This is a genomic window from Lentzea waywayandensis, from assembly GCF_900115955.1.
GTDB classification, from domain to species: domain Bacteria; phylum Actinomycetota; class Actinomycetes; order Mycobacteriales; family Pseudonocardiaceae; genus Lentzea; species Lentzea waywayandensis.
This window is the reverse complement of the sequence record NZ_FOYL01000001.1, coordinates 1078475-1092968: the sequence shown is the minus strand read 5'-3', so window position 1 is coordinate 1092968 and position 14494 is coordinate 1078475. Positions and strand designations below refer to the sequence as shown.

Annotated in this window: 11 protein-coding genes; 9 read left to right on the top strand and 2 right to left on the bottom strand. The window is 70.5% G+C overall.

Features of this window, described 5'->3' with window-relative positions:
• The first annotated feature begins 78 nt into the window (after positions 1 to 78).
• From BM417_RS04570 to BM417_RS04560, 3 genes are all read left to right on the top strand, one after another.
• The gene (locus BM417_RS04570) at positions 79 to 2862 is read left to right on the top strand and encodes an AIR synthase-related protein (RefSeq protein WP_143138497.1); all 2784 of its coding nucleotides are present in this window, start codon (positions 79 to 81) and stop codon (positions 2860 to 2862) included.
• A complete protein-coding gene (locus BM417_RS04565; RefSeq protein ID WP_093588415.1) occupies positions 2859 to 3527 on the top strand; it encodes a phosphoribosylformylglycinamidine synthase subunit PurQ in 669 nt (222 codons plus the stop codon). Before BM417_RS04570 ends, BM417_RS04565 begins: the two co-directional genes overlap by 4 nt.
• A gap of 87 nt (positions 3528 to 3614) precedes the next feature.
• Entirely contained in the window at positions 3615 to 4709 is a 1095-nt protein-coding gene (locus BM417_RS04560; protein WP_218164317.1) for a serine hydrolase domain-containing protein, read from the top strand.
• Here the strand turns inward: BM417_RS04560 and BM417_RS04555 are convergent.
• Entirely contained in the window at positions 4681 to 6081 is a 1401-nt protein-coding gene (locus BM417_RS04555; RefSeq protein ID WP_093588609.1) for an AAA-type ATPase lid domain-containing protein, read from the bottom strand. The genes BM417_RS04560 and BM417_RS04555 overlap by 29 nt on opposite strands.
• Before the next feature lie 145 nt (positions 6082 to 6226).
• Between BM417_RS04555 and BM417_RS04550 the strand changes: the two genes are divergently transcribed.
• From BM417_RS04550 to BM417_RS04525, 6 genes are read left to right on the top strand one after another with little or no spacing between them, the layout of a single operon-like run.
• Positions 6227 to 7240 (top strand): amidohydrolase family protein, encoded by a 1014-nt coding sequence (locus tag BM417_RS04550; protein WP_093588414.1) that lies wholly within the window; start codon positions 6227 to 6229, stop codon positions 7238 to 7240.
• A complete protein-coding gene (locus BM417_RS04545) occupies positions 7237 to 7890 on the top strand; it encodes an iron-sulfur cluster assembly protein (protein WP_093588413.1) in 654 nt (217 codons plus the stop codon). Before BM417_RS04550 ends, BM417_RS04545 begins: the two co-directional genes overlap by 4 nt.
• A complete protein-coding gene (locus BM417_RS04540) occupies positions 7887 to 8912 on the top strand; it encodes an NAD(P)-dependent alcohol dehydrogenase (RefSeq protein WP_093588412.1) in 1026 nt (341 codons plus the stop codon). The genes BM417_RS04545 and BM417_RS04540 overlap by 4 nt, the downstream gene beginning before the upstream one ends.
• A 52-nt stretch (positions 8913 to 8964) precedes the next feature.
• Positions 8965 to 9462, top strand: a complete 498-nt coding sequence (locus BM417_RS04535) for a hypothetical protein (protein WP_093588411.1) — start codon at positions 8965 to 8967, stop codon at positions 9460 to 9462.
• Positions 9459 to 10454, top strand: coding sequence for a hypothetical protein (locus BM417_RS04530; protein WP_093588410.1), 996 nt, complete (start codon positions 9459 to 9461; stop codon positions 10452 to 10454). Before BM417_RS04535 ends, BM417_RS04530 begins: the two co-directional genes overlap by 4 nt.
• Before the next feature lie 37 nt (positions 10455 to 10491).
• Positions 10492 to 11880: a toll/interleukin-1 receptor domain-containing protein gene (locus BM417_RS04525; RefSeq protein WP_093588409.1), complete on the top strand. Its 1389-nt coding sequence runs from the start codon at positions 10492 to 10494 to the stop codon at positions 11878 to 11880.
• 12 nt (positions 11881 to 11892) lie between these two features.
• Here BM417_RS04525 and BM417_RS04520 read toward each other — a convergent pair whose 3' ends face one another.
• Positions 11893 to 14493 carry a PKD domain-containing protein gene (locus BM417_RS04520; RefSeq protein WP_093588408.1) on the bottom strand — a complete coding sequence of 867 codons (2601 nt, stop codon included), beginning with the start codon at positions 14491 to 14493 and terminating at the stop codon, positions 11893 to 11895.
• Position 14494: the final 1 nt, after the last annotated feature.

Below are 14494 nucleotides of genomic sequence, written 5' to 3'. Positions count from 1 at the left end.
CCGGTTGCCTGGGTGCCTCCACGAGCGCGATCGCCGCCCAGGACAATTGGCTCCGACCGTTCAGCTCCAGGAGGATTGTTGATCCACAAGTTCTCGGTTCGCTCCGCGGGCATCGCGGAGCCCGACATCCGTGAGCTCGGCCGATCGTGGGAGCTCGACGACCTCGAGGTGTGGCGCGACTACTACGTCGAGTTCGAGGGCACGCCGGACCCGGCCGCGCTGGCCGAGGTGGCCGCCGTGCTCGGTGACCAGCTCGACGTCGAGGTCTCCATGGACCAGCCGCTGGACGCGGGCGCCGTGCAGGTCGCCTACAAGCGCGGCGTGGTCGACAACGAGAGCGACTCGATCATCACCGTGTGCGGGCTGCTCGGCGTCAAGGCTCGCGCGGGCAAGGTCGCGACCAGCTACAGGTCGGCGTCGCCGCGGCTGCGCGACCTGATCGCCTCGACGCGGTTCAACGCGACGATCGAAGAGCTGCACGACGAGGAACCGCACTACGACACCCTCGTCCCGCAGGGCCACTACGAGTCGGCCGCGCAGTACGACCTGCGCGGGCTCGACGACGCCGGGCTCACCGAGCTGGGGGTGGCCGGGGGCCGCAACCTCTCGCTCGCCCAGATGAAGCACGTGCAGCACGTCCAGCAGACGCTCGGCGACGAGTTCGTCACGGACGTCCTGCTGGAGGCGCTGGACGCCCGCTGGAGCGACCACTGCGCGCACACCACGTGGAAGTCGCTGGGCAGCCTGCTCGGACGGCTCGTCCAGGCCGCCAAGGACGTCGGCAACCCGAACGTGCTGAGCATGTTCCACGACAACGCCGGCGTCTGGGACTTCTACGACGGCCACGCCATCGCGATCAAGGCCGAGACGCACAACGGGCCGTCGGCGATCTCCGGCTACTTCGGCCAGCTGACCAAGCTCGGCGGCGTGCTGCGCGACATCCTCGGCACGGGGCTGTCCGCCGACCCGATCGGCAGCTTCGAGTACACCGCGATCGGTGAGCCCGAGGCGCCCGCGCCGATCAAGGGCCGGCCGGACGCGCGCAGGCTCGCCGGCGAGACGATCCGGGCGATCAAGGAGTACGGCAACACGTTCGGCGTGCCGATGATGTCGTCGCGCATGACGTTCCACCCCGCGTACCGCGCCAAGCCGTTCGCCCTGGGCGGCAGCATCGGCCTGCTGCCCGTGTCGGCGGCGCAGCGCGGCACCCCGCGGCCGGGTGACTTCGTCGTGCTGATCGGCGGCCTGACCGGCAACGAGGGCATCCACGGCGCGTCCGCGAGCTCCGCGGGCGCCGTGATGGACACCGCCGCGGTGCAGATCGGTGCGCCGCTGGAGCAGGTCAAGTTCCGCAAGGCGCTGATCGAACTGCGCGAGGCGGGTTGCATGAGCGCGCTGACCGACGTCGGTGGCGCGGGCCTGAACAGCGCCGTCGGCGAGATCGGCGAGGCGTGCGGTGTGTGGATCAACACCGCGCTGGTGCCGCTGAAGACCGCGGCGCTGCCGATGTGGCGGATCCTGCTGTCCGAGTCGCAGGAACGCATGCTGCTCGCCGTGCCGCCGGAGCACCAGGAGCGGGCGAAGAAGATCCTCGACCGCCACATGGTGCGTTCGACGGTCATCGGCCGGTTCGCGGACACGGGTCGCTACCACGTGTTCCACGCCCCGGACCTGACCGAGGAAGCGCTGATCGCCGCCGCGCCGGACACCGTGCCCGCGCACCAGGGCGAACTCGGCTTCGACGTGTCGTACGACCTGCTGGACATCGAGGTCGAACGGTTCGAGGTCGGCCCGCCGCCGCGTCCGACCGACGTGGTCGAGTGGCCTGAGCTCGCACCCACGCAGCTCGCCGGGCTGCTGGAGGAGGTCGTCGCCGACGCGGAGGTCGCCTCGCAGCACTTCGCCGACTCGCAGTACGACTCCACGGTCCAGGGCAACACCTGGTACGGCCCGCACTACGGCACCGAGAACTCGGTCCGCACGGCCTACTGGGCGGGCACGCCGGTGGCCGGTTCACCCGCCGCGGCCGTGCTCAACACCGCGTTCAACCCGTGGATGTTCGACGCGGACCCGGTCGCCGCGACCCGTCAGATGTTCTGCGCGGCGATCGCGGGCCAGGTGCTCGCGGGCGTCGCCGTCAAGGACATCTGCATGTGCGACAACTTCTACACCCCGCACCTGTCGCCGCACTGGCGTGAGTGGCTGGTCGGCATGGTCGACGAGCTCGCGGTCCTGGTCCGCCACTTCGGCGTGCCGCTGATCTCGGGCAAGGACTCCTCGGCGGGCTCCGTGCACACCGACGAGGGCCTCGTCAGCGTGCCGCCCGCGGTGTTCCTGAGCGCGCTGGGCAAGGTGCCGCACACCGACGGCCTGCTGCGCGAGCAGTGGACCACGCCGGGCAACGTGCTCGTGCGCGTCGGCCTGAGCACGTCGTCCCCGGTCGGCACGGTCGCCGCGCGCAAGCTCGGCCTGCCGGTCGGCGCGCTCGACGACCTGACACTGTCCGATGTGGACAGCTACCTGACCGCGCTCGCCGCGAGCAGGAACCTGGTGCGCAGCGGTGCCCGCATCGGCGCCGGTGGCGTCGCGGGTGTGCTCACCCAGGGCGTGCTCGCCAGTGGCATCGGCGTGAAGCTCGAGTCCGCGACCACCGAGTCGCTCTTCGCCGAGCACCGCGTCGGCGCTGTCGTCGAGGTCGCCCCCGAGGACGTCGCCGGACTTCCCGCCGAGCTCAGCCCTGTCGTCCTCGGCACGCTCGAAGGCACGCTGGAGGGCACCGGAATCGTGCTCGAAGGCATCGACCTGTTCGCTCCGGCCGCGCGCGACGGCTGGCTCAACTCGTTCACGGCGAGGATCGCATGAAGCCGACCGTCAACGTCCTGTACCTGCCCGGCACCAACTGCCAGGAGGAGACCGTCCGAGCGTTCGCCGAGGTGGGTGCCGAGCCGAGGATGAGGTTCGCGGCCGACCTGCTGGCGGGCACCGAACGGCTCGACGACGCCGACATCCTCTGCGTTCCCGGCGGGTTCTCGTTCGGCGACCACCTCGGCGGTGGCGCGGTGGCGGCGGCGTTGCTGCGCAGCCACCTCGCGGACCAGTTCGAGGCGTGTCGTCAGCGTCCGCTGATCGGCATCTGCAACGGGTTCCAGATCGCGGTGCGCGGCGGCTGCTTCGGCAAGGTCGGCCTGAAGGTCAACAGCGCCGGCACGTTCCACAACGAGGAGAACCAGCGGCACGTCGTCGACAGCGACAACGACAGCCCGTGGCTCGCCGGCCTGGGCGGCCAGACCCTCACCTTCCCGTGCGCGCACGGCGAGGGTCGCTTCGACCCGGGCAGTGAGACCGAGGGCTACCGCGTCGCGCTGCGGTACGAGAAGGACTCCAACCCGGACGGGTCGTTCGAGGACGTCGCGGGCATCACGAGCGCCGACGGACTGGCGTTCGGCCTGATGGACCACCCGGAGCGGGCGATGGACCGCGAGGTCCGGCTGGCGTTCTTCGAGAACGGCGTGCGCGCGGTTCGCTAGCGGTAGAACGACTTGGTGCTGGCCCTACCGCGAGCGCGGGGGCCGGCACCATTTCCGCGACATGATCACCACGGCACCGTGGTGATCATGAAATCACTCCTGATCGCCGCCTTGGTCGCGGTGACTCCTCTGCCGCCGCTGCAGCCAGAACTGCTGCACGCGGCCATCGCCGACCTGGAGCACCCGGTGGTGACGGCGGCACAACTGCGGGTGGCGGGCCCGGCGGGCCGTTGGTACGGCGCGGAAGGTGTCGCGGAGCAAGGACGCCCGGTGCGGCCGGACGACCGGTTCCGGATCGGCAGCGTCACCAAGGTGTTCGTGGCGACGGTCGCGTTGCAACTGGTGGCGGAACGCAGGCTCGGCCTGGACACGAAGGTCCGGCACTACCTCCCCGACCTGCCGGAGACCATCGACGCGGTGACGGTCGGGCAACTCCTCAACCACACCAGCGGAATCCCGAACGAGGTCGGCTACCCCGACCTGAGCACGCCGGAGAAGGTCCTCGCGCACCGCTACGACCAGTGGACCCCCGAACAGCTCAGGGCGTTGGTCCCCGCGACCGAACCGAAGTTCGAGGCCGGTACCAAGCAGGAGTACCGGGGCATCAACTACCTGCTCGCCACGATGATCATCGAGAAGGTCACCGGCCACGATCTGGCGCAGGAAGTGGACAAGCGCATCGCCCGGCCGCTCGGGCTCACCAGGACCTACGTGCCGGGCCGCAACGAGACGAAGATCCGCGGCTCGCACGTGCACGGTTATCTGAACGTGCCGGGTCAGGGGCTGGTCGACGTGAGCGACTACAACTCCTCCAGGGCCCACGGCGAGGGCGACATGGTCTCGACGACCGGTGACCTCACCAGGTTCATCGCCGCCTTGTTCTACGGCAGGCTTGTCCGGAAAGACCTGCTGGAGAAGATGTTCACCGTGCCCAAGGTGTCCATGGTGGACGGTTCGCCCGCCTCGTACGCGACAGGCTTGCAGACCTTCACGATCAACGGCGTCGAGGTGTGGGGCAAGACGGGGGAGTGGTACGGCTTCAACGCGGGCATGTTCTCGACGCGGGACGGGCAGCGGCGCATCGCGTACTCGTTCACGCCGACGGTCCGCGACAGCTCACAGCAGCTGATGACGCTGCGGATCGCGAACGCCGTCACCAGCCCCGCAGCTGATCGGCCTTGATGCCGTACTGCGCCATCTTGCGGTAGATCGTCGCCCGCCCGATGCCGAGCTCGGCGGACGCCTGCGCGATCGTCGCGCCCGGCGCGGTCAGGCAGCGCACGATCTCGTCGCGTTCCAGGACCTGGAGCCTGCTCAGCCGGTGGCCGACGCTGGTGAACACCTCGGCGGGCAGGTGCTGCACGTCGATCACGTCCGAACGGGCGGCGGCGACGCGCACGACCTGGCGCAGCTGCCTGGTGTTCTCCGGCCACTCGTACGACAGCAACGCGCGCACGGCGGCCGAGGTGAACGTGACCTCGCGGCCCCGGTCGCGGTGCGCGAAGTAGTGGGCCAGCGGGAGGACGTCGTCCGGGCGGAACCGCAGCGCCGGCGCCTCCACCACGACGTCCACCAACGGCGCCAACGCGTCCGGCAACGCGGCGGTCGCGGTCAGGGCGAAGCCGGTCAGCAGCGGTGCCAACGAGGACGCGGCCCACGCGGGCAGTGCGTCGACGTCCGAGACGACGACGCAGGTGTCGGCCTTGCCGAGTTCCGGGGTCCACAGGCGCAACCACGAGTCGACGTCGTCCGGTGCCGGCGGGCGCGCGTTGAGCAGGCGTTCGCGGGGGCGGACCGTGCGGCGGGCGAGGGTGGCGAGCGCCGTCTTGCCCGCGCCCGGTTCGCCGACGACGGCCACGACGCGGTCGTCCAGCATGGCCTCGACCGCCGTGGCCACCGCGGACGTCCAGGCCGCGGACAGCCGTGGTGGCCGCACGCGGCCGGCGTAGACGCGGAACACCTCGCCGCGCGGGGCGGGACGGGCCCTGCGGCCTGAGGCACGGGCCAGCATCAACGCCGCCGTGTTGCCCGCCGCGGCCTGGGCGAGTGCCAGCAGCAGGTCGGACGACTGGTCGGACCAGGTCGTGAGGTTCACACTGCCCGCCAGCGCGCCGGACACCGGGTCGAGCACCGGCACGGCAGCGCACGTGTAGCCGCGCAGGCCCGTGCAGTAGTGCTCGGCGGCGCGGACGAGGGTCGCGGTGCGGTCGGCGAGCGCGAGGCCCAGGCCGTTCGTGCCGGCGTTGTTCTCGGCGAAGTAGAAGCCGGGGGCCAGCGAGACGCGGTCGAGCGAGCGGACGATCGCCGGGTCCGTGCACAGCCTGGTCAGCACCAGGCCCTCGCTGTCGGTGATCATCAGGCTGATGGGCTCGTTGGACAACGTGGCGTGCAGGCCGCGCAGCACCTCGTGGCCGCACTCGTAGAACAGCGAAGTGGTGTCGACCGTGCCGGTGAAGACCGGCCGGACCTCGTCCTCGGGTACGCCGTACCGCTCGCTGCGCAGCCACGACGCCCGCAGGCGCTGCGGGATCGCGGCCAGCTGCCGGTCGTCCACGTCGACCTCCTCGTCGCGCGTTCCACCCAATGTACGACTCGCGGCTTCGTCCGGCGTAGATGCCGCTGTCTCAAAGTGAGACACCGGGTGGGTCCCTGAGCTGCGCCGATCTTCCTACGGTCGGTCGCAACCACTGGAGGCATCCATGTACTCGAAGGACGGCGAGCAGTACTTCATCGTCGACGCGCACATCGCTCTCTGGGACGCCCGCCCGGAGAACCAGCGCAACATCCACGGCAAGCAGTTCATCGACTGCTTCTACGACTACCACCGCAACCTCTCACCAGAGGAGGAGGTCTGGTCGTACGAGGAGTACCTGTACCAGGGCGGCGAACGCCTGATGAAGGACCTGTTCGACGACGGGTACGTGGACCACGCGATCTTCCAGCCCGCGCACCTGGGTGCCTTCTACCACAACGGTTTCGGGCAGACCGAGGAAGCGTTCGCGCTCACCTCCAAGCACCCGGACAAGCTCACCTACAACCACTGCTGGGACCCGCGCCGCGAGCAGCAGGGCCTCGACGAGCTCAAGCGCGACGCGGAACGGTTCGGGCTCAAGGGCGTGAAGCTCTACACCGCCGAGTGGTACGGCGACTCGCGCGGCTGGCGCCTGGACGACCCGTGGAACTACCGGTACCTGGAGACCGCGCAGGAGCTGGGCATCCGCAACATCCACATCCACAAGGGGCCGACGATCCGGCCGCTCGACCGCGACGCGTTCGACGTGGCGGACGTCGATCACGCGGCAACGGACTTCCCCGAGCTGAACTTCGTGATCGAGCACTGCGGCCTGCCGCGCCTGGAGGACTTCTGCTGGATCGCCACGCAGGAACCGAACGTGCACGCGGGTCTCGCGGTCGCGATGCCGTTCATCCACACCCGGCCGCGCTACTTCGCGCAGATCATCGGCGAGCTGCTGTACTGGCTCAACGAGGACAGGATCCAGTTCTCCAGCGACTACGCGCTGTGGACGCCGCGCTGGCTGATCGAGCGGTTCGTCGACTTCCAGATCCCCGCCGACATGACCGAGTACGCGCCGCTCACCTTGGCGCAGAAGAAGAAGATCCTCGGCTTGAACGCTGCACGCATGTACGACATCCCCGTGCCCGCCGGCCTCGACATTGCGCCCGTCCAGCAGGAGGCGGTGTCGGTCGCATGATCGACGCGGCCTGGAAGGCGCTGGACGAGGTGATGGATCCCGAACTGGACGAGCCGATCACCACGCTCGGGTTCGTGCGATCCGTTGCGGCGGAAGGAGAGGTGCTGACCGTCCACTTGCGACTGCCGACGGCGTTCTGCTCACCGAACTTCGCGTATCTCATGGCATCGGACGCGAAGGACGTGTTGCGCGGGCTGGCACCGCACGTGGTCGTGGTGCTGGACGACCACCACGACTCGGACGTGATCAACCGCGGTATCGCCGCCGACTCCGGATTCGTTGGCACGTACGGCGATGAGGCGTCACGGGACCTGGCCGAGCTGCGGCTGACGTTCCAGCGCAAGGCTCACGCGGCGGCGATGGAACGAGCCGTGCGCGACGTGCCGCCGGACCGCCTGAGGTCGCTGACGCTCAAGGATCTTCCTGACTCGAAAGCCACCGAGGCGTTGCGGCGCAGACGATCCGCCCTCGGTTTCGACACCGGCCCGGACGCGCTGGTGCTCGTCGGTGACAACGGAGTTCCGCTGCCGCCGGGCGAACTGCCGTTGCGGCTGCGGTTCGCGAGGTCGGTCGGTATTTCCATCGAGGGCAACGCGCACTTCTGCCGTGGCCTGCTCCGCACCCGTTACGCAATGGAGGGAACGGCATGAAGGCCGTCCAGGTAGTCGGCTACCACAGGCCGTTGGAGCTCACCGAGGTCAGCGAACCGACGGTGACCGGCCCGTTCGACGTCGTCGTGCGCATCGGTGGCGCGGGCGTGTGCCGCACGGACCTGCACATCCTCGAAGGGCAGTGGGCGGAGAAGTCCGGCGTGACGCTGCCGTACACGATCGGCCACGAGAACGCGGGCTGGGTGCACGCGGTCGGCGCGGCCGTCACGAACGTCGCGGAGGGCGACAAGGTGATCGTGCACCCGCTGATCACGTGCGGCCTGTGCCGGGCCTGCCGCAGCGGCGACGACGTGCACTGCGCCGCCTCGCGGTTCCCCGGCATCGACACCGCCGGCGGCTACGCCGAGTACCTGAAGACCTCGGCGCGCAGCGTCGTGAAGATCGACGACGCCCTGGAACCCTCCGACGTGGCCGCGCTCGCCGACGCGGGCCTCACGGCGTACCACGCGGCGGCCAAGGCGGCGCGCAGGCTGCGGCCGGGGGACCGGTGCGTGGTGATCGGCGCGGGCGGCCTCGGGCACATCGGCGTGCAGGTGCTCAAAGCGCTGACAGCGGCCGAGATCGTCGTCGTGGACCGCAACCCGGACGCGGTGAAGCTAGCCGAGACGATCGGCGCCGATCACGGCGTCGTCGCGGACGGCTCCCACGTCGCGGCGGTGCTGGACCTCACCGGCGGCGACGGCGCCGAGACCGTGATCGACTTCGTGGGCGAGGGCGGCGCGACGCGCGACGGCATCGCGATGCTGCGCCGTGCGGGCGACTACCACGTCGTGGGCTACGGCGAGAACATCGACGTCCCCACGATCGACATCATCTCCACCGAGATCAACCTGATCGGCAACCTGGTCGGCTCCTACAACGACCTGTGCGAGCTGATGGTGCTGGCAGCACAGGGAAAGGTCACGCTGCACACGCAGAAGTACCCGCTCGACCGGTTCCAGGACGCGATCGACGACCTGGACAACGGACGGGTGCGCGGCCGGGCGATCCTGACGCCCTGAGACGGTTCGTTCGGGCTGTAACGCTCTGCCCGGCGGGGTGGATGAACCTGCCATGGGTTTGGTCACGGTCGAGGGAAACGACGTCAGGTTCAGCGAGACGGTGGCACGCATCGCCGACTCGCTGAGCCCGCTCGGGCCCGCCGGGCGGTGCGTCGCCGAGTCGTACGCGCTGAACACCGAGATGCGCCGGGTCGGTGAGTCGAAGTCCGCGCACGACAAGGAGATCACGCTGGCGTTGCTGGACCAGCGCCGCCGCGAGTCCTCCACCACGCTGCGCCAGATGCAGAAGCACCTGGGCAGGGCGGACCGCAGTGCGGTGGCACTGCGGGAGTGCATGGTCAACATGCAGCGCGAGACCGTGAAACCGGGGCTGGCGCTGGACGAACGCCGTGCCTACATCGACCTGACCTCGCACTTCACCACGATGCTCGTCCAGCATCACTCCGACCTCACCGGCGGCGTCGCGAACGTCATCGACAAGGTGCTCAACGGTTCCGGCGCGGCCGCTCTCGCACCCGCGGGCCGCAAGCCCGGCCGCCGCCGCCGGTGAGCCGCAACCGGAGCGGCTGCGGCGGCTGCGCGCTCGCGTTCCTCGCCCTGTTCTTCGGGCTGCCACTGGCGATGGTGCTGGTGTCACCGGCGATCGCGGCGCGCATCATCGTCGACGACATCCCTGAACACGCGGTCTACCTGCGGGAGTGGCTGTGGGGCGCGGCCGTGTCGCTGCCGCTGGGCGTGCTGCTGGCCCGGTTCGCGCTGAACAGGAACGGCCGGCTGCGCCGCTCACCGATTCCGAAGCGCTGGCCGGGCTTCCTCCTGCGCGGCGTCGTGCTGCTGGCCGCCATGAACGCCTTCGTCTTCCTGGGGAAGAAGCCCTCCGTCCCCGGTGACCACGTCATCGACGACGGCATGTCGCTCTTCGTCGGCGCGGCGCTGACCGGTGTCGTCGTGCTCGGCGCGATGGCGTGGTGGGACCGCCGCCCCCGCAGGGTCACCGTCGAGGAAGTGCGCGCCGCGGCCGCCGAGGCCGACCGCACGCTGAAACGCGTCCGTGCCGAGAACGCCCGAGTGCGCCGCCAGGCCGAGCAGGTGCAGGCCCGCCTGGTGAAGCTCCAGGCCAGGAACCCCGCGCGCCCCGACGTCGAGTTCCACTCCCTGCGCGTCTTCCACCGCGAGTCGTACCAGTGCGCCGACACCGCACACCTGGCCTACGGATCCGCGCAGACCTCACTGCGCACAATGGCGTTCGTCGTCCGCCACGCCCGAGTCGCACCGCTACAGCTGGTGGTGAGCAAGCGGGCCCGCGCCGAGATGCGCGCGGCTGCGGCACATCTGCAGAGGTCGCAGAGCGAGCTCCGGACGCAGGTCGACCAGGGACTGGACATGGTCCGCACCCTGAACGCCAACACCTCCGACCTCAAACACGAGATCCGCGACAACTGCGGCCGGCAGGGCCGCGAGTGGTTCGAGGCACTGGAGGAACGCGTCGAACAGGCCCGCGAAGAGCGCCGGGTGGCAAATCGCTTTGGAGGCGGTCAGTAATCTCCTCGCCACAGCCTCACGTGAGAGGGTTAGGGCGATGCCTGGCGTGTTCGTCAACTACCGCACCGGCGACGGTGAATGGGCGGCTGCCCTGGTCAAGCGGGAGTTGAGCGCGCGCTTCGGAGCTGACCAGGTCTTCTACGCGAGCCAGTCGATCCGCCTCGGCGAGGACTTCTCCCGCGAGATCCTGAGCGGCCTGCGCCGGTGCGAGGTCCTCCTGGCCCTCATCGGCCCCCGCTGGGTGAACGCCGTCGACCGCGAGGGCGTCCACCGCCTCGACAAGCCCGACGACTGGGTGCGCCGGGAGATCCTCGAGGCCTTCGACTGCGGCCTGCGCGTCATCCCGGTGCTGATGGACGGCATCGACCCGTTGCGCGAGGCCGACCTGCCCGACGCGTTGAAGCGCGTCGCCCGCTGCCAGTACCTGCGCATCCACCACCGCAGCGACGACCTGGACCTCCCGCGCCTGGTCGACGAACTGGTCGAGCTGGTGCCGGAACTCGTCACGCCCAGGCCCGCCCCGTCCGCCCCGCGCCCCGACCGCCCGGCCGAGGGCGAACTGCGCAGCCCGATCACCGAGTTCCGCCAGGCCTTGTCCGAGCCGCTGGGACTGTCCGTGCACGAGCGCGTCCAGGCGACGGCAGCCGCGGCGCTCGAACTGCTGACGGAGTCGCGTTACCCCACCTCCGGCCACCTGGACGACAGCGAGCTTCCCGCGGCGCTGGAAAAGCGGCTCACCGCCTACGAGCACGACATGGCGCCGCTGCTGAGACTGGTCGCCATCGGCGTGCGGTCCGGCGACCGGCGGCACGACGAGCTGTGGACCGCCCTGGTCGAACGCTTCCTGCGCCCAGGGCCACAGCGCCGCGGCGCGCAGGACGTGTGGGTCAACGCCTCGTCGTACCCGGCGTTGCTGCTGACCTGCGTGATCGGCGTGGCCGCCGTCGCCGCGGGACGGGAGGAGCTCCTGCACCGCCTGCTGTGCCGGACCTCGGCCACCTCCGCCGACGGCCGGTCGACGCCGGTGCTGCGGGAACTGGCGCTGCGCAACGTGGTCGACCCGCGACTCGCGGCAGCGCTTCCCGCGTGGGGCGGCGCGCCTCCTCATCAGGCGCTGAGTGTGCAACTGAGGCAGGTGCTCAGCCGCGTGTTCTTCAACGTCGTGGACGGAGCCTCGTTCGACTGGGCGTTCGCCGACTACGAGTTCCTGCGCAGCCTGCTGGAACTGCACGACGCGCCCTTCTCGTCGCTGGGTGAGTTCGCTGTGCGGCTCGACCACGACGACTCGGTCATCTACCAGCGCAACGCCGCACGGCTGGACGCCGAGTCGGCACTGCTGCGCGCCGGGGCGTTCGGGGGAGATCCCGGCAACGTGGCCGGCGCCTGGCGCGAGCTGCGCCAGGCCACCCGCGCCCGCTACTCGTAGCCGTCGGCGGGATCATTCCACCACGGCCAGACCGTAGGTGGCGCCGGCGGCGATGGCCAAGACGCCGCGGTCGAACTCCGGCGGTACAGGCGCGGAAGGCTTGGCCATGCCGTCGATTCCCCAGCCGATGACCGAGCCGTCCGCTTTCAGGACCAACGCGTTCCAGAGGTTGACGTCCATCGCGACGACATCGTGTCGCGCGGCAGGGGGAACGGAGAACGGACCCAGGTGGTCCGCTCCCCAGCCCAGGAGCGTGCCGTCCGTCAGCAGTGCCAGACAGGGGCCGTACCCCCCGGCGACGGCGCGTACGTCGTGCACCGGCTCGACGGGGTCACAGCTGTACTCCCTGGTGTCACCCCAGCTGACGATGGTGCCGTCCGCCTTCACCGCCATGCTGTGACTGGCGCCGGCGGCGATGGCGGTGGCGCCGGTGAGCGCCGGCCCGGGCCCCCAGTAGTAGGGGCAGCAGATGAAGCCCCAGGAGATCACGCTCCCGTCCTTCTTCAACGCCAGGCTGTGCGTGCCGACCGTCGAGATGGCGACCACGTCGTGCTTGGCCTCCGGCGGGACGGTCGTGACCCCCTCCATGTCGAGACCCCAGGCGATGACGGAGCCGTCGGCTTTCAGCGCCAGGCTGTGCTGGTAGCCGGCGGCGATGGCGACCACGCCGCTGAGAGCCTCCTGCGGCACACTCGACTGGCCGGAGTAGTTGTCGCCCCAGGCGATCACCGAGCCGTCCGCCTTCAACGCCAGGGCGTGCTCGCCGCCGGCGTCGATCGCGATCACTCCACTGGCGACCGACTCCGGCGGGGTCAGGTCGCCGTCGATGGTGCGACCCCAGAACTTGACCGCACCGCGAGCGACCTTGACCTGCCGGGACGACCGCGCGGTCGTGGTGCCGGTCGTGATGGTGAGGGAGACGGTGTAGGTGCCGGCGGTGGCGAACCTGTGGTCGAACTCCGCGGTGTCCGCGGTGGCCTCGGGTTCGGCCGTGCCGTCCTTGGTGACGGTCCACGACCAGCTGTCCGGCTGCCCGGTGGTGTCCGCGCCGAAGTGGACCGACTCGCCGATCACCGGCCGCGGCCGCTGGAAGGCGATCCCGATGATGCTCGGCGGCGCCCCCGGCTCGGTCACGGTCACGGTGGCCTCCGACCGCGCGGTGCCCCCGTTCCCGAGGATCGCGGTGGCACGGACGGTGAAGGTGCCGGGCCGCTGCCACCGGTGCCGGACGGTGGTGCCCGCCACCGCCGGGGTCTCGTCACCGAAGGACCAGTCGGCCGACGTGGCGGTCGCCTGCCGCACCACCATCGTCAGCTCGAACTCCTCGCCGACCACGCCGTGGTCGTCTGGACTGATCTCGATGGACGCCGTGGGTGCCGGCCCCGGTGTCGGCCGGGTGGCCCGTCCGGTCTGGGCGGGGAGCCCCAGACCGCGCTCGTCCTTCCGGCGATCGATCTTCGTCACCTGGTCCGCCTGCGCGCGGGGGTCGGGTGCGGGCCGGACGTCGCCCTCGACGGGTTCCCCGGTGTGCTTGGTGATCGTCCGGACGTCACCGGTCAGGTCCAGCACCCCGGCCGTGTCGCCGTTCGGGTCGTTGAAGAAGACGACGTCGTCGTGGGCGATCAACTCGAACCGGACCGGCTTGTCGAACAGCTGGCGCTGTGCGACCACCCTGGAGCGGGCCAGGTCGACGATCGTGGCCTGCCCGGTGGAGCGGTCGGGCACCACCGCGTGGTCGCCTACCTCGATCGGGTTCCCGAGGTCGGCGCCCGCGGAACCGACCTTCACGGGCGCGGCGCAGCCGGCGTCGAAGGTGCAGGAGACCAGCTCGCCCCGGCTGCCGATCGCGATGAGCAGCCGCTCCTGGTCGGCGGACCTTCCGATCGCCGTCGTGTCGTCGGCCGGCGCGTCGATCCGGGTGGACCGCGTGACCGCACCGGTCTCGGGGTCGAGCAGCTCGGCCGTGCCGCGGCCGGGATCCACCAGCGCCGGCCGGCCCCCGATGATCGTCAGACGGCCGTTCTCCGCCGCGGCGGAACGGGTCCGTCGGTGCCCGTCGCTCAGCCAGACCAGATCGCCGGTCCTGTCGTCGATCGCCCACAACCGGCCGCGGTCGTCGACGGCGACGCCGTCCGGTCTGATCGAGTCCGCCAGCCGCCGAGGTTCGCCTCTCGGTGCCAGCGTCTCGGGGTCGACGGCGGCCGCCATTCCACTGTGGACGTCGACCACGTGCAGCGCGTCCGGGGCGGGCAGGACGACCAGCCCGTCGCTCGGGGGGAGGACCGACGCCGCGGGCGTGACCCGTTCGGTGGCGCTGTCGACACCGCTCAACCGGCCGGTCTCCCGGTCGAGCACCACGACCGCGCCAGCCCTCTGGGCGACGGTCAGCGCCGTGTCCGGAGCGGCGACGGGCACGTGGGCCATCACCTCGGCGGCGGCGCCGTCCACCAGGGTCACCTCGCCGGCCCGCCCGGACGCCAGCCAGACCGTGCCGGAGTGCATGCGCACCTGTGCGGAGTGATAGCCCGGCCCCACCACGAGAACGGCCGCGGTGGTCGCGGCGACGGCGGCGAGCGCGGTCAGGAGCCGGGTGCGTCGCTTCAGCGGTCTCATC